Annotated in this window: 16 protein-coding genes and 2 pseudogenes; 5 read left to right on the forward strand and 13 right to left on the reverse strand. The window is 65.8% G+C overall.

From position 1 onward, the window contains the following. The first annotated feature begins 42 nt into the window (after positions 1 to 42). Positions 43 to 909, forward strand: a complete 867-nt coding sequence (locus CCUG20998_RS23800) for a proline iminopeptidase-family hydrolase (RefSeq protein WP_020729471.1) — start codon at positions 43 to 45, stop codon at positions 907 to 909. Between the two features lie 28 nt (positions 910 to 937). Here the strand turns inward: CCUG20998_RS23800 and CCUG20998_RS23805 are convergent, their stop codons facing one another. From CCUG20998_RS23805 to CCUG20998_RS23820, 4 genes are read right to left on the reverse strand one after another with little or no spacing between them, the layout of a single operon-like run. Then, positions 938 to 1,705, reverse strand: coding sequence for an enoyl-CoA hydratase/isomerase family protein (locus CCUG20998_RS23805; protein ID WP_020729470.1), 768 nt, complete (start codon positions 1,703 to 1,705; stop codon positions 938 to 940). 1 nt (position 1,706) lies between these two features. Continuing rightward, positions 1,707 to 2,804 (reverse strand): acyl-CoA dehydrogenase family protein, encoded by a 1,098-nt coding sequence (locus tag CCUG20998_RS23810; RefSeq protein ID WP_020729469.1) that lies wholly within the window; start codon positions 2,802 to 2,804, stop codon positions 1,707 to 1,709. After that, entirely contained in the window at positions 2,791 to 3,696 is a 906-nt protein-coding gene (locus CCUG20998_RS23815) for an acyl-CoA dehydrogenase family protein (protein ID WP_020729468.1), read from the reverse strand. The genes CCUG20998_RS23810 and CCUG20998_RS23815 overlap by 14 nt, the downstream gene beginning before the upstream one ends. Beyond that, on the reverse strand, positions 3,674 to 5,077 hold the full coding sequence (locus CCUG20998_RS23820; RefSeq protein WP_020729467.1) for a class I adenylate-forming enzyme family protein: 1,404 nt from the start codon (positions 5,075 to 5,077) through the stop codon (positions 3,674 to 3,676). The genes CCUG20998_RS23815 and CCUG20998_RS23820 overlap by 23 nt, the downstream gene beginning before the upstream one ends. 115 nt (positions 5,078 to 5,192) lie before the next feature. Here CCUG20998_RS23820 and CCUG20998_RS23825 point away from each other — a divergent pair, with 115 nt between their 5' ends. After that, positions 5,193 to 5,474: a 2Fe-2S iron-sulfur cluster-binding protein gene (locus CCUG20998_RS23825; protein WP_020729466.1), complete on the forward strand. Its 282-nt coding sequence runs from the start codon at positions 5,193 to 5,195 to the stop codon at positions 5,472 to 5,474. 29 nt (positions 5,475 to 5,503) lie between these two features. Here the strand turns inward: CCUG20998_RS23825 and CCUG20998_RS23830 are convergent, their stop codons facing one another. The 7 genes from CCUG20998_RS23830 to CCUG20998_RS28775 form a co-directional block, all read right to left on the reverse strand. Next, positions 5,504 to 6,493, reverse strand: coding sequence for a CaiB/BaiF CoA transferase family protein (locus CCUG20998_RS23830; protein WP_050674708.1), 990 nt, complete (start codon positions 6,491 to 6,493; stop codon positions 5,504 to 5,506). Positions 6,494 to 6,540: 47 nt separating this feature from the next. Beyond that, the gene (locus CCUG20998_RS23835; RefSeq protein ID WP_020729464.1) at positions 6,541 to 7,497 is read right to left on the reverse strand and encodes a TIGR03564 family F420-dependent LLM class oxidoreductase; all 957 of its coding nucleotides are present in this window, start codon (positions 7,495 to 7,497) and stop codon (positions 6,541 to 6,543) included. Beyond that, positions 7,482 to 7,919, reverse strand: coding sequence for a cobalamin B12-binding domain-containing protein (locus CCUG20998_RS23840; protein ID WP_020729463.1), 438 nt, complete (start codon positions 7,917 to 7,919; stop codon positions 7,482 to 7,484). The genes CCUG20998_RS23835 and CCUG20998_RS23840 overlap by 16 nt, the downstream gene beginning before the upstream one ends. Further along, positions 7,920 to 9,497: a methylmalonyl-CoA mutase family protein gene (locus CCUG20998_RS23845; protein ID WP_020729462.1), complete on the reverse strand. Its 1,578-nt coding sequence runs from the start codon at positions 9,495 to 9,497 to the stop codon at positions 7,920 to 7,922. 125 nt (positions 9,498 to 9,622) lie between these two features. Next, complete coding sequence (locus CCUG20998_RS23850; protein ID WP_020729461.1) at positions 9,623 to 10,435, reverse strand: class I SAM-dependent methyltransferase; 813 nt, start codon at positions 10,433 to 10,435, stop codon at positions 9,623 to 9,625. Between the two features lie 60 nt (positions 10,436 to 10,495). Beyond that, complete coding sequence (locus CCUG20998_RS23855; RefSeq protein WP_406682465.1) at positions 10,496 to 11,281, reverse strand: M15 family metallopeptidase; 786 nt, start codon at positions 11,279 to 11,281, stop codon at positions 10,496 to 10,498. Positions 11,282 to 11,388: 107 nt separating this feature from the next. Continuing rightward, on the reverse strand, positions 11,389 to 11,691 hold the full coding sequence (locus CCUG20998_RS28775; protein ID WP_081651047.1) for a hypothetical protein: 303 nt from the start codon (positions 11,689 to 11,691) through the stop codon (positions 11,389 to 11,391). Between the two features lie 306 nt (positions 11,692 to 11,997). Here CCUG20998_RS28775 and CCUG20998_RS29195 point away from each other — a divergent pair. Beyond that, positions 11,998 to 12,420, forward strand: a pseudogene (locus tag CCUG20998_RS29195) (cellulose-binding domain-containing protein); the annotation flags it as partial. Positions 12,421 to 12,489: 69 nt separating this feature from the next. After that, positions 12,490 to 12,816 (forward strand): annotated as a pseudogene (locus tag CCUG20998_RS29200) (cellulose binding domain-containing protein); the annotation flags it as partial. A gap of 19 nt (positions 12,817 to 12,835) precedes the next feature. Here CCUG20998_RS29200 and CCUG20998_RS23875 read toward each other — a convergent pair. Both CCUG20998_RS23875 and CCUG20998_RS23880 read right to left on the reverse strand, forming a co-directional pair. Continuing rightward, positions 12,836 to 13,126, reverse strand: coding sequence for a hypothetical protein (locus CCUG20998_RS23875; RefSeq protein ID WP_020729457.1), 291 nt, complete (start codon positions 13,124 to 13,126; stop codon positions 12,836 to 12,838). Next, on the reverse strand, positions 13,123 to 13,455 hold the full coding sequence (locus CCUG20998_RS23880; protein WP_020729456.1) for a hypothetical protein: 333 nt from the start codon (positions 13,453 to 13,455) through the stop codon (positions 13,123 to 13,125). Before CCUG20998_RS23880 ends, CCUG20998_RS23875 begins: the two co-directional genes overlap by 4 nt. Before the next feature lie 339 nt (positions 13,456 to 13,794). Here CCUG20998_RS23880 and CCUG20998_RS23885 point away from each other — a divergent pair, with 339 nt between their 5' ends. Further along, complete coding sequence (locus CCUG20998_RS23885; RefSeq protein WP_020729455.1) at positions 13,795 to 14,994, forward strand: polyprenyl synthetase family protein; 1,200 nt, start codon at positions 13,795 to 13,797, stop codon at positions 14,992 to 14,994. The last annotated feature ends 7 nt before the right edge of the window (positions 14,995 to 15,001 follow it).

Genomic DNA, 15,001 nt, shown 5'->3' on the forward strand with positions numbered 1-15,001 from the left:
TTGAGAGCAACAGTTGCAACCAGGACTCCTTACACTGCTGGTGTGACACAACCGGAGGCGACAATCGCGGTCCCGGGCGGCAAGGTGTGGAGCAAGCGCGTCGGCGGCGGCTCCGGCCTTCCCCTTCTGGTGGTGCATGGCGGCCCGGGCCTGCCGCACTACTACCTGTCAGCGCTGCAACGACTGGCCGGCGAACGGGAAGTCATCTTCTGGGATCAACTTGGCTGCGGAAACTCCGAACGCCCGTCCGACGTGGATCTGTGGACAATGGGGCGCTCGGTGGCCGAGATGGACGCCGTGGTGCGCGGACTCGGGCTGGAAGCCTTTCACATCTTCGGCAATTCCTGGGGCGGAATGCTCGCCCAGCAGTATGTCCTGGACGTGCCATCGGGAGCCGTCAGCCTGACCATCTCCAACAGCACCGCGTCCATTCCCCGGTTCGCCGACAACGTGATTCGGCTCAAGGCGGAGCTGGATCCTGGCACCCGAGCCACCATTGACCGCCACGAAGCCGCCGGCACCACACATTCGGCCGAATGTCAGTCCGCAATCACGACCTGGAACGAAACGTATCTGTGCCGCACTCTCCCCTGGCCCGCCTACCTCACTGAAGCATTCCAGAATCTGGGTCCCGAGATCTTCGAAACGATGTTCGGGCCCAGCGATTTTCGGATCGTCGGGACCATTCGCGATTGGGATGTGGTCGATCGGTTGGCCGAAATCGCCCTGCCGACACTGCTGCTCGCGGGCAAGTACGACGAATGCTCGCCGGAAGACATGCGCGAGATGCATCAACGGATTGCCGGCTCACGATTCGAGTTCTTCGAGTGCAGCGCGCACATGCCCTTCATCGAAGAACCAGACCGGTTTGACCGGGTGATGCGCGACTTCCTGCGCAGCAACGACTGATTGGGTTGGCCACGCTGGGCGGGTCCGGCTAGTCCTTCGGAGCGGTCAACCTGGTCACGATTGAGCGGAAGTCCTCGGTGGTGAACGACTGGTGCTCGGCCGACAGCGCGTAGTCCAGACTGGCGAGCACGGCCCGCTCGAGGTGAATATTGAGCACCCGTTTGGTGCTTTCGACCGCCTGCTGAGGCAATTTCATGATCCGCTGGGCGCACGCCACCGCCTCGGCCACCGGATCGGCGGCCACATGGTTGGCCAGGCCGAGCTCGACGGCGCGCTGCGCGGCAATCCGCTGACCGGTCAACGCGTATTCCTTGGCCAGCATCAGGCTGATGTGCAATGGCCAGGTCAACGGACCGCCGTCGGCGGCGACCAGACCCACTTGCACATGTGGGTCGGCAAGATAGGCATCCGGCGCGATGTAGACGATGTCGCTCAGGGCGACCAGGCTGCAGCCGAGCCCCACCGCCGGGCCGTTGACCGCCGCCACCACCGGCACCCGGCAGCGGGCCATGCCCAGCACGATGTCTCGGCCATGCGCGATGGTCTTCGCCCGCAGGTCGGCGTCTTGGGCGAGTTCGGCCAGATATGCGAAATCGCCGCCGGCCGAGAAGGCTCGCCCGGCGCCCGTGAGCACCGCCGCGCGCGCGCTGCGATCCTCGCTCAACCGCCGCCACAGCCCTGCGAGCCCAACATGCAGATTGTCGTTGACCGCATTGAGCGCATCGGGCCGGTTCAGGGTGATGATGCGCAGCGCCCCCTCGGCGCGAACGTCGATTTCTGTTGGCATGTCATACATGTCAGACTCCCAATCCCAAGATGCGCGATGCGATGATGTTCTTCTGTATCTGTGAAGTGCCTCCCATCACGCTTTGCGCACGGCTGTACAGGTAGGCGCCGAACAGCTCGGGATCATGCGTGCCACCAATGCCCAGCGCGGCATGCCCGACAGACTGTTCCACCCACGTCATCAGCAATTTGTCCAGCGAGCCTTCGGGTCCGTGCGACACCCCGTCGAGCTGTTCGGACAACCGGCGCCGCACGTGATGAGTCAGCATCTCGGCTTGGACCGCGGCCCAGGCAAGCTCGTCGCTGACCGGATGCCCCTGGGCATGGTTGCGCGCCAACAGCTCTGCGACGAGCTTGTTGTAGCGGGCGGCGTAACCGAGGGTGGACGGTTCACGTTCGTGCCCGACCACGGTCATCGCCACCGCCCAGCCATCCCCTGGGGCGCCGACCATCCGGTCGGCCGCCACCGTGGCGCCGTCGAAGAACACCTGGCCGAACTCCTTGGTGACTCCGTTCATCATCCGCAACGGACGTTGCTGCACACCAGGCTGTTTCATGGCGACCACAAATGCCGACAAGCCTCGGTGCCGGCTAGCACCGGGTTCGGTTCGGGCCAGCAGCAGACACCAGTCGGCCACGTCGGAGTAACTGGTCCAGATCTTGTGACCATGCACCACATAGTCGTCACCGACACGAGTGGCGGTGGTGGTCAGCGCGGCCAGGTCCGAACCCGCACCGGGCTCACTGAACCCCTGACACCAGCGCTCGGTCCCGTCGATGATGCCGGGCAGAAACCGTTGCCGCAGTGCGTCGCTGCCGTGTCGGCCGATGCCGCAGACCAGGTAACCGACGCTGGGGCGCGGTGGCGCACCGGCACGAGCCAACTCTTCGTCGACGATCACGTCATAGACCGGTGCCAGCTCCCTGCCCCCGTATTCGCGTGGCCACGACAGCCCGAAGAATCCCTCGCGGTAGAGGGCCTGGTGCCAGGGCGCCTGCCGGGCCCAATATTGGTCCCCCGATCCGCGAAAGTCATCGGCGTTTACCGAAAGCCAGTTTCGCAGGCGTTGCCGGAAGACCGCCTCCTGCGGTGAATCACGAAAGTCCACGACCGACCTCCTGCAAGCTCACCGGCCACAACTCGGTTGATGTCAACGCCCGGCGCAGGTAAACGTGCACCAGGCAGTCCCAGGTATTGCCGATGCCACCGTGCACCTGTACCGCGGTTTCGCAGACGGTTCGACTGGCACGCGCGCAGTACACCTTTGCCATCCGGGCGGCCTGCACGGCTTGCGCCGGCTCGAGTTCGTCCACCGCCCAAGCGGCATGGCGCAGCACGCTCACCGAACCCTCGATCGACGCCAGGTTCTCCGCCAGCAGATGAGCGATCGCTTGATGGGACCCGATCGCTTTGCCGTACTGCTCGCGAATCTTCGCGTAGTCACAGGCGAGGGCGTGCGCGCCGCGGGCGTCTCCGACCAGGTCTGCGGTGGTGGCGACCAAAGCCAGCGCATACCAGCGCTGCGCGGCATCGGCGGATACCTCACCGACCGCGACCGGCTGTCCCAGCAACCCCGCGTCCAGTCGCGTCAGGTCCGCGCCCGCTCCCGCAACATCCAGATCTGCGGACAGCACGGCGGTACCCGAGAGCACCAGTGCGCGCCGATGTCCGCGCGCATCTATCGCCCGGCCGCCGACGCCCGTCGTCGCGCGCCCGGAGTCTGAGTTCAGTTGCCGGGCCAGGTCATCGGCGAGCACGGGGCCCAGGAATGGCGCATCGGCGAGCCCGCGCCCGAATTCTTCTGCCACAATCGCGACCTCGACACCGGAGGCGCCGTCGGAACGTAACGCTCTCCACCCGGCCGCCTCGATCTGCCTATCCAGCTTGGCGATTCGGGCTTCGTCAGCCAGATCCTGCACAGCTGCCGGACCGAGATCGTCGGCCATTTTCGCCGCCGAGTCACGCAGTTGCCGTTGTTCAGCTGTCAGACGGACATCCATAGAGCTCCTTGAGCGCTCGGCGCAACACCTTTCCGGAGGGCAGTCGAGGGATATCCGGCACGAACACGATCCGCGAGAGCCGCTTGTAAGACGCGAGCGAGGCGGCCACCCGGGCGCGTAGCTCGGCGTCGTCGACGGGTGTTCGGGCCGCGACAGCGGCAACTACTGCTTCGCCGTTGGCTCCGTCCGGCACCCCGAATACCGCACAATCCCGGACCGCGGGATGACCGTGCAGAACCGCCTCGATCTCGGCGGGGGCAACCTGGAAACCGCGAACCTTGATCATCTCCTTGAGCCGGTCGGTGATGCGCAGCCAGCCGGCGGAATCCAGTAAGCCGATGTCTCCGGTCCGATACCACCCCTGCGACATGACCTCGGCCGTGGCGGCCGCCGGCAGATAGCCCGCCATCAGTGAATGCGATCGCGCCTGGATTTCGCCGACCTCACCGGGGCCCACCCGCTCACCGGTTTCGGTCGATACCACCCGCAGGTCCACGCCCGGCAGCACACGTCCGACGGCGTCGAGCCGGGCACCCTGCAGCGGGCTGCAGGCGATCACGGGTAACTCGGTGGTGCCGTAGGCGGGCACCCAGCCAATGCCGGTCCGGTTCGTCACCGTCTCGGCGATGCCCGCACTCACCGGCGTGGCGCCCCACATGATGAACCTCAGCGACGACAAATCGTAGGACTCGAGGTTGGGATGCGACGCCATCGCCAAAGCTATGGGGGCAACCGCCATTTCCACGGTAATCCGGTCGCTTTCGATGTGTGCCAGCATCTGGTCGATGTCGAACCGGCGATGCAGACGCACCCGAACGCCGGTCCGCAACGCGGTGACGATGTTGAGCAAGCCAAGGATGTGCGAGGGCGGCGTGACGATCTGAATGCGATCGCGCTCGGTCAGCCCCAGCGCGTCACGCCAGTGGCCAATGGCCGCGTTCAGCGACGCGTGGGTGTGCCGGACCGCCTTGGGCAGGCCGGTGGTGCCCGAGCTGAACACCAACAGCGCATCGCCAGCGCGGCGCGGCGGGCCCGGTAGCGGTGCCGCGGGAGTGATCGGCTCGTCCAGGTGCAGCATCGGCATCAGACCGGCCAGCACCGGGTGATCCCCCGCGGCATGGGCGGGGCCGGTCAGGGCGAGGGCATGATCCACCTCGGCGCGCTTCCAGGCGGGGCTGATGAGCACCGCCGAGGCGCCCAGACACCAGATGGCGTTCAGCACGGCGACAAACTCCGGCCGGTTGGACGACATCACCGCCACCCGATCGCCCGCGACGACGCCTTGCTTGCGTAGTGCCGCGGCCAGGCCGTCGGCCATCGCCCCCAGCCCGGGCAGGCTAAAGCCCCGATCCTCGAACACGAGCGCGGCCGGCTCGGTCACGTCTCGTCCTTCCCGGCGGTCACGACAGCCTGAGAATACCCTATCTCCTGATGAGAATAGTATTCTCAATATGGAAGAACGCAAGTGCATCAGTGGGGGCGCAGGAAGGGCGGTCATGGCGGAACCGGGCATGGTGACGATCTACCTCGACCGTAGGCGGGCATCGGTGCCGCTGGTGCATGGCGAGACCCTGCTGGAAAGCGCACGACGAGCGGGGCTGGACCCGCCGTTCAACTGCGAGGCCGGCAACTGCGGGACCTGCCTGGCCCGACTCACGGAGGGCAGCGCGACAATGCTGGTCAACGACGCGCTTGACGACAGCGAGGTGGCCGACGGCTACATCTTGACCTGTCAGGGCATACCCGATACCGCACCGATCACGGTGCGCTACGAGTAGACCCGCGCAGCACCAGGATCGGCGTGCCGCTATCGGCAGTGTTCGCCCAGGAGCGGCGCCGGCCGGTATTCGGGCCGATAGCCGGACACCCGAATCGGATTACCGACGAGGCGCAATTCGCCTGCGCGCACGATCACTTGGGGATTCTCCGCGAGGGCCTCGGGCAGCGTCCGAACGGCTGCCGCGGGCACCCCCAGCGGCCGCAGCCGTCGCTCCCAACCGGCGGCGGTGTCGGTCGCCAACGCCGAGGCGACCACGGTGAGCACCTCCGCACGCCGGGACGCTCGCTCCGCCATGGTCTCGAATCCATCGATGCCGGCCTCGGCCGCAAAGGCCTTCCAGAAGCCGTCATGTGTGACGAACAGCCCGAGGTAGCCGTCGGCAGTCGGAAATAGCTGCGCGGGAACGTAATACGGGTGAGCGCCGTGCGGCCTGCGCTGCGGCTCGGTGCCGTCGTTGAGGTACGCGGCGGCGTGGTAGTTCAGCTGGGAGACCATGACGTCGAACAGCGACACGTCCACCTGCCCGCCACGGCCCGAGATGATCGCCGCCAACAACCCAAGCGCTGCACACATCCCGGTGGAGTTGTCCGCCGAGGAATACCCGGGCAGGGTCGGCGGACCGCCGGGTTCACCGGTCAGCGCGGCACTTCCGGCGGCGGCCTGGATCACGTAGTCGAAGGCCGGATCGTCGCCGCCATGCAACCCATAACCGGTGATCGCCACGCAAACGATGCGTTCGTTGAACCGCCGCAGCGCTTCGTAGGTCAACCCCAGTCGGCGGATCGACGACGGTCGCAGGTTGACCACCAGCGCATCGGATTCGGCCGCCAGCTCGGCGAGCCGGTGCTGTCCCACTTCGGAATTCAGATCCAGACAGAGGCCGGACTTGTTGCGGTTGAGGCTGGCGAAGTAGCTCTCACCGACCGTGCGTGAGATCTCACCGCCGGGCGGTTCGATCTTGACGACCTCGGCGCCGAGGTCGGCGAGCAGCAATGTGGCGTACGGGCCGGCCAGCATGGTACCGACCTCGATGACCCGAATGCCGGTCAGCGGGCCCGCGGCGGTCACCGCACCTCCGTCGCCAGCGTGGCAATCATGTCTCGGGTGCGACGCTTGGAGGCAACCAGCTCTTCACGATTGTCGCCGATCGGCAGCAGCCGCACCGACAGATCGGTCACGCCGGCCTCGGCGAATCGACGGAATCGAGCCAGGATCGCGTCCTCGTCGCCGGCCGCACAGATATCACCGACATCTCTGGCATCGCCGTATCCGAGCAGTCGTTGATAGTTCGGCGAAACCTCGGCCTCCCCCAGAATCCGGTTGGCGCGATCACGCGCTACCTCGACTTCACTAGAGCCGCAAAGGCAAACGGGGATGCCGGCGACGATGCGCGGAGCCGGGCGACCGGCATTGTCAGCGGCCTTGGAGATTCTGGGCACCACATGCTCGGCCACCGCACGTTCGTCGGCCATCCACAGCACGGTGCCGTCCGCTCGCTCGCCGGCCAGGGTCAACATCACCGGCCCGAGCGCAGCGACCAGCACCGGCAGGGGCGCCACCGCGGCCAGATCCAGCGGGTTGTGCACCCGGAAGCTGTCGTTCTCCACGTCGACGAGCCCGGGGTTGGCCAAGGCCGCGGCCAGGACCTCGAGGTAGTCCCGGGTGTAGGCGGCGGGCCGCTGGTAGGGCAGCCCGAGCATGTCGTCGACGATCCAATGGTGCGACGGTCCGACGCCCAGCACCAGGCGACCACCGGTGGCCGCATGCACCGACAGAGCTTGCCGGGCCAACGCGATCGGGTGCTGCGTCTGCAGGGGCACAACGGCGGTACCCAGCTCGATGCGGCTGCTCCGCGTTCCCATCAGAGTCACGGCGATCAGTGCGTCAAAGTCATTGGGAATCTGGGGAATCCACGCGCTATCCAAGCCGGCTGTTTCCGCCCAGTCGATATCGGCCAGCATCCGGCCCACCTTGCGGCCCGAATCCCCGCGCTCGGGGCCGATCATCACTCCGACACGCACGGTTCCTCCATGGACGGTTGCGGTGCGGTGGGCGCGGCGCCGGTCAGCGCGCGGATGTCGCGCACCAGGTCATCCAGCGGTGTTCCGGTGGGAAACACCGCCGCCGCACCGGCGGCCAGCAGCGTGGGCACGTCGGAGTGCGGGATGGTCCCGCCGACGACGACGGCGATGTCGGCGGCATCGGCGTCGCGCAGGGCCTCGATGGTGCGTGCGGTCAGCGCCAGATGGGCACCCGACAAAATGCTCAAGCCGACCACGGCCACATCTTCTTGAACGGCGATCGAGGCGATGTCTTCGATACGTTGCCGGATGCCGGTGTAGATCACCTCGAAGCCGGCGTCGCGCAGCGTGCGGGCCACGATCTTGGCGCCGCGGTCATGACCGTCGAGACCGGGCTTGGCGACCAGGATCCGGGCGGCCATCTAGAACACCACCGGTTGCTGGAATTCGCCCCACACCGCCTTGAGGGCGCGGACCATCTCACCGACCGTGCAGTATGCGTTGGCGCAGTCGATCAGCCTGTGCATCAGATTGTCGGCTCCTTCGGCGCCTCGCGCGAGCGCGGCGAGGCTGGACTGCACCGCGTCGCTGTCTCTTTCAGCCTTGACCTTGGCGAGCCGCTTGAGCTGAAGGTCACGGCCTTCGGCGTCGAGTTCGTAGGTGACGATGTCGGGTTCGGCGTCCCCGGAGACAAACCTGTTGACCCCCACGACGGGTCGAACACCCGCTTCGACGTCCTTGTGCATTCGGAAGGCCTCGTCGGCGATCAGGCCCTGCAGATATCCATCCTCGATGGCGCTGACCATCCCGCCGTGGCGCTGCAGGTCGTCCATGATCTCGATGATCCGAGCCTCGGTGGCATCGGTGAGCGCCTCTACGAAGTAGGAGCCGCCAAGCGGGTCGGCGACGCGGGTCACGCCGCTTTCATAGGCCAGGATCTGCTGGGTGCGCAGCGCCAAAGTGGTGGACTCCTCGGTCGGCAGGGCAAACGGCTCGTCCCAGGCCGCAGTGAACATCGACTGCACCCCGCCCAACACCGCGGCCATCGCCTCGTAAGCGACGCGGATCAGGTTGTTCTGCGCTTGCGGTGCATACAGCGACGCGCCGCCGCACACGCAGCCGAACCGGAACATCGCCGCTTTGTCCGTCTTGGCGCCGTATCGCTCGCGCACCAGCGTCGCCCAGCGCCGTCGTCCCGCACGGTATTTGGCGATCTCCTCGAAAAAGTCGCCGTGGGTGTAGAAGAAGAACGAGATCTGTGGGGCGAACTGATCGATGGACATCCGACCGCGCGCAACGACGTTGTCGCAGTAGGTGATTCCGTCGGCGAGGGTGAATGCCATCTCCTGTACCGCGGTGGCCCCGGCGTCACGAAAATGGGCTCCCGCCACCGATATGGCGTTGAATTTCGGGACCTCGGCCGCACAGAACTCGATCGTGTCGGCGATCAGCCGCAGCGAGGGCTCCGGCGGCCAGATCCAGGTCCCGCGCGACGCGTACTCCTTGAGGATGTCGTTCTGGATCGTCCCGGTGAGCTTGGCGCGCGGAACTCCCTTTCGCTCGGCGGCGGCCACGTAGAACGCCAGCAGAATCGCCGCCGTGCCATTGATGGTGAAACTGGTGCTGATCTTGTCCAGTGGGATGTCCTCGAACAGGATTTCGGCGTCGGCCAGGGTGTCGACCGCGACGCCAACGCGGCCGACTTCCTCGGCGACGTCTGGGTCGTCGGAGTCGAATCCGCATTGGGTGGGCAGGTCGAGCGCCACCGATAACCCGGTCCCGCCCTGGTCCAGCAGATAGCGGTAGCGGCGGTTGGACTCCTCGGCGGTGCCGAACCCGGAGTACTGCCGAAACGTCCACAACTTGCCCCGGTATCCCGACGCGAAGTTACCGCGAGTGAAGGGATACTCCCCCGGAGGCGGCGGCTCCGCCGTGCGGTCCCCAGGGCCGTAGACCGGCGCAACTGGGATACCCGATGCAGTCTGGGTCACATCATCCATCGATGAATAACGTACTTGCAAAAAAAGAGAATGCCAATACCACTCAGTTGACCAGCATAAACAGGCTCAGAGCGAGGGGGGTTCCAGAGCCGGCCGGGGTGCGCGGCTTCGACGGGGCGCGGCGGCTACACCCGGCAGAGAATTTCGCCGTTGGGAATCCCCAACCAACCATCCGGTGCCGCGGCCCAGTCCCGCCAAGCCTGCGAAATGGCCTCCAGATCTGCGGCACTGGCCATCCCGGAACCCAGCAGTTGGGCAGACAGATCCGAACGCAGAATCCGGTCGGCCCACATTCCGCCCCACCAGGCACGCATCTCGTCGGTCGCGTAGCACCACATGCTGCCGGTCGGCGTGATGTCGGCAAAGCCCGCCTGACGGGCCCACGACAGCAGCCGCCGGCCGGCATCGGGCTCACCGCCGTTGGCGCGCGCCGCCCGCTGATAGAGCTGTAGCCAATGGTCCAAGGCCGGAAGTTGCGGGTACCAGATGAACCCCGCGTAGTCGGCGTCACGCGCGGCGACCAGCCCGCCGGGCGCACAGACGCGCTTCATCTCCCGCAGCGCCTGCACCGGATCGGCCACGTGCTGCAACACCTGGTGGGCATGGACTACGTCGAACACGTCATCGGGAAAGTCCAGGGCATGCACATCGGAGGTCACGAACGCGACATTGGACACGTCGCATCGCTGCGCCTCGGCACGGGCCAGGTTCAGCGCCGCATCGGTGGGCTCTACCGCCGTCACCGTAGCGGGCACCACGCGCGCCGCGAGGTCGACGGTGATAGTCCCAGGGCCGCAACCGATGTCGAGCACGGACAACCCCGCACGAAGATGCGGCGATAGGTAGCCGGCGGAGTTGGCCACCGTGCGCTGACGGTGCCCACGCAGCACCGACTCGTGATGCCCATGGGTATAGACGGCTCGGCGTTCGTCGTTCATGAACCGGAGCCTACCCGCCCAAATCAAAAAGTGAGACAGACATCTCACTATATGAGACAGTCAGTCGACCGAAGCATTGAGGATCGGCCGGTCGACCCCCGCCCCCGGGCCATCGAAGTGCCACCACTCACCGGAGTACACGCTCAACCCGCCGTAGTTCATCGCGTCGCGCAGCCGTTTACGGCCGGCTTGGGCCGCCTCACTCACTCCTTCGGTGGCGAATGCCTTGGCCCGCGCCGAGAAGTCATCGAAGTCGGTGCCCATGTCGGCCAGGCAGATTCCGCTTATCTGCCGCTGGGACGGGCATTGTGGCGACACGCTGGCATAGGTCACGTCAACCGAGCGACCCGCCTCGTGGCTGCGGGCGTATTGGCCCGGACGCGCCACCCAGGCCGGGTTCGGGACCACCTGGAACATCTTGACCTGGACATCGTGCGGTCGGTAGCAGTCCCAGAACACCAGCGCCTGCCCTTGCGGGCGCAGCGCCGCCGCGGCGGCCGTCAACCCCGGCGCCATCGATTCGTGCACCAGACATCGGGCATTGGCGGGATACAGCTGCGTGCGGGTGAAGTTATTGGTGGTCGCGTAGCGCAGGTCGATGATGGCGTCGGGAACGACACTGCGCACATCGACAAGGCCGGCCGCAGCCGCGGCGGCACTGACGGGCGGGACGGACCCGGCCGGCACGCTGGCCGTTGTCGCGACGGCTCGCACGGCCGAGGTGACCACCGGAGGCGATGGGATCGATGACCCGTCGGGACTCGTCCACACACCCGACGGCGCGGCGGTGATACCGCAGGCCACACCGCAGGCGACGAGGGCAGCGGCGGCGCCAACCCTTCGCAATGGGCCGCTATGGAGTGCATCGGCAATACTGCTCACCGCACCGAGGCTACGTCGGGTCAGCCCGTTCTCACGTTTATCGCCGACGGTGTTCGGCGATCAGCGGCCGATCAATGTTCGTCGTAGTGCCCATCGTGGGCGGCATGCCGGCATCCGTCATGGATGTAGTCGACGTGATCGCCGTGGGGAACGGCGACGTGGCCGCAGCCATCGCCGTGAGTGTGATCGTGCCCGTCATGCACGCAGTGGCCGTCGGCGGGTTCACATTCGTCAAAGTGATCGCCGTGGCGCCGGTGCAGATGACCGTCGTGCAGATAGTCGACGTGATCACCATGCGGAATCGCGACATGTCCGCAACCGTCGCCATGCGAATGGTCGTGCCCCGCGTGCTGCCGGTGCGCTATCGCGTTCATCTCTTTCTCCTTGTGATTGTTGAGCGGGCCGGGAATGTCGACATGTTGGGCGCGTCAGCGGAGTTGTCGATCGGCGGTCGAGCTGTCGACACCACCATTCAATCCTCAACCAGCCATCACGGGGGACAAGAGCAGAAAGTCACCGAAAACTCTTGGATCGAGTGTCTTCGAGCCAACGGACATCGCACGCCACCGGCCAGCCAACAACGGCGCAAGATTTCGTCGGGGTTTCGGTTGGGCGAAGATACCGCAGCTTTCAAACACCGCCATTACATATGTTGCTAATCGAACTATACCGTTGGCGCGGTGTCCGACGAGAATCGCAACGAGCGCCACCGGCGCCCCGCGCTTCACGCTGCCGTCGCGGCATTTGTCCTGGCCTGCTCCGCTTTTCTCGCCGCCCCCACCGCACACGCGGCAGCGATAACCGCCACGCTGGCGGTGACGTCACAATGGGACACCGGCTTCGTCGCCAACTACCGGATCGCCAATCCCGGCGCGACCGAGTTGGCGGACTGGAAGCTCGAATTCGACCTGCCCGCCGAAGAATCTGTGACAAATTCGTGGAGCAGCAAGCTGGCCCAATCGGGAACGCATTACGTCCTGACACCCGAAGAGTACAACCGCACCATCGCGCCGGAGCACTCCATCAGCATTGGCTTTCAGGCCACGCTGGACGGCGATTTCTCGGCCCCACAGAACTGTGTGCTCAACGGCGAGTCCTGCACCAGTGCGCCGGACCTAGCGCCGGCCAGCGCGCCGCCTCCCCCGTCCGCCGACGATGCGGCGGCAACACTGGCGGTGATTTCACAATGGAATACCGGCTTTGTCGCCAACTACGAAATCGCCAATACCGGATCCACAGCCCTGGATGGCTGGAAGCTCGAATTCGATCTGCCCGCAGACGAATCTGTCACCCGAGCGTGGAGCAGCAAACTCTCCAAGACCGGCACCCACTACGTCCTGACACCGGAGTCCTACAACACCACCATCGCCCCCGGCAGCTCGGTCACCGTCGGTTTCCAGGCCGCCCAGACGAGCACGTATTCGGCGCCGGCGAATTGTCAGCTCAATGGCAAAACTTGCGGCGACGGCCCGGCCCCTACCGCCAGCGTGCGCCACTGAACGACACCGGTCGCGGGCGCTAACCGGCCGGGAAGAGACGAGCCACCAGAATGGCCGCGATAAGGATCGCAAGCGACAGCGGCGCCGCCACGGTGCCAATCAACATTCCCCGCCCAACCTGGCCTAGTTTGCCTGGGCTCTTGGCAACAACGGAGGAAATCGACAGGTAGATCAGCGACACCAGGAGTACGAAGACCGCCAGCGGCGGAACTGAGAGAACACAGAGCCAGGCCGCGAACTCCACCACCAGGATGTGGGCCAGCGCCACCGCGAAGCTGATCGGTCCATAACGGCCGGTCGCCGCGGTCAACGCAACACCAAGAAGGCGAAGGCGATGCCACCGATCAGGACAACCGCGGCGGCGCCGGTGACGCCTAAGCCAATACCGCGCCGCTGCGAGGAACTCGAGTTGAGCAACACCGCACCGGCCCCCAGCGAAGCGAGCGTCGCCAGGGCCGTCGCGGTCAGCAGCAGCGCACGTTCGCTTCGCCCGCTTTCCGTCGGAAATGCCCACTTCCCCAACAGCCACATGGCGGCAAGCAACAACAGCAAACAGAATTGAATGACCACCGGCGCCGACCAAGTGGCCGACCGCCACGCGGTGGCATCCATGTCACGAATACGAGCTAGAAACGACATCGGCACCCCCCTTGACGCGTCGCGTCACTCTCCTCGATCGGCATGCCACACCACTGTCGGCAGCCCCGCCCTGGCCGGCATCCGTGCGCTGGAAACCTAACCCGCCGGCACCAGCTCGAACCTGGCGCATCGCGCCGCGGCTACCGGCATACCTGTCTATCAGACGTTCGGTTCACGCCGAGGGCCAACTCCGCGCCGCCAGCGCCAGCCAAACCTCAGACTAACTTCATATAATTAATCATTAAGTTATTGAAGCATGTCGGGTAGCCTGGGAGCAGCAACATCGCCAATCAGAGATGAACCCGAGACTCTCTGCACCTACGAGGGGGGTGTGCGCCGGTGTCTTCTAGCGCCCACGGCCAACGGCTGAGCGGACCTGACGAAATGGTGTCGACCAGACAACGACCAACCCTGTCCTTGGCCACAGCCGTCGATTCACCCGATTCCGGGCGACTGGCGTCCACCCGCGACGCGGTCACCCTCGGCGACGCAGATTGGCGCTCACGGCTGCGCACCGCGGCACTAGCCCAGGTCGCCGACTTCGTCTCCGACCGCAGCGCCAGCGCGCTTGGCGGGTCGGGGTGGGAGGTCGCCGGCGACATACTTCTGCGGTTTGTCTCCGAGGGCAAATGCTTGAGATCGACCTTCATGTACCTGGGCTGGTTGTGCGGCGCCGGTCCCAACAATGCGGCATTATCGGCCGCGGCAAGCCTGGAGCTGCTGCACGCCTTTGCACTCCTGCAGGACGACGTGATGGACCAATCCCCGCAACGACGAGGCAGTCCAGCTGTCCATGTCCAGCTGGCCCGGTGCCACCAGCGGCGCCGGCTATCCGGGGCCGCAGCACGTTTCGGCGAATCGGCGGCCGTACTGCTCGGAGACATCTGCCTGGTCTGGGCCGAGCAGATGCTGCGGGAAAGCGGAGTCGAGGACCGCCGTCTCCGGCAGGTATGGCCCCGCTACGACGCCATGCGCATCGAACTCGCGGTGGGCCAGCTTTGCGACCTGTCCAACGATATCCGCAACCTGCCGACGCTGGATGCCGTCTTGGACGTGGCGCGGCGCAAGTCGGGTAACTACACGGTGCGCCGGCCACTCGAGATGGGAGCCGCGATGGCCGATTGCGATGAGCGCACGCTGGAACAGCTCGCGCGATACGGCGACGCCGTCGGAGAAGCGTTCCAACTGCGCGACGACATGCTGGGAGTGTTTGGCACACCGGCGATCACCGGCAAACCCAGTGGCGACGATCTCCGCGAACGCAAGGCAACCAGCGTCGTGGTCGCCGCCTACGAGATGGCCGATCCGCCGACGCGTCGGCAGCTTCGCGAGCTGATGAATCGGGCTGAGCTCGACGACGCGGCGGTTGATCACTGTAAACGACTGATCACCGCGACCGGAGCTGCGCAGCGAATCGAGGACATGATCGACCGCCGTGTCGATCGCGTTCGAACACTATTGGCCGACATGACGATCGGTCAGCAAACCCGAGCCGCGCTGGGCGATCTGGCAGCAGCCTGCGTGCAGCGCAGCACGTGAGATCACG

This window comes from Mycobacterium marinum (genome assembly GCF_003391395.1).
GTDB classification, from domain to species: Bacteria; Actinomycetota; Actinomycetes; order Mycobacteriales; family Mycobacteriaceae; genus Mycobacterium; species Mycobacterium marinum.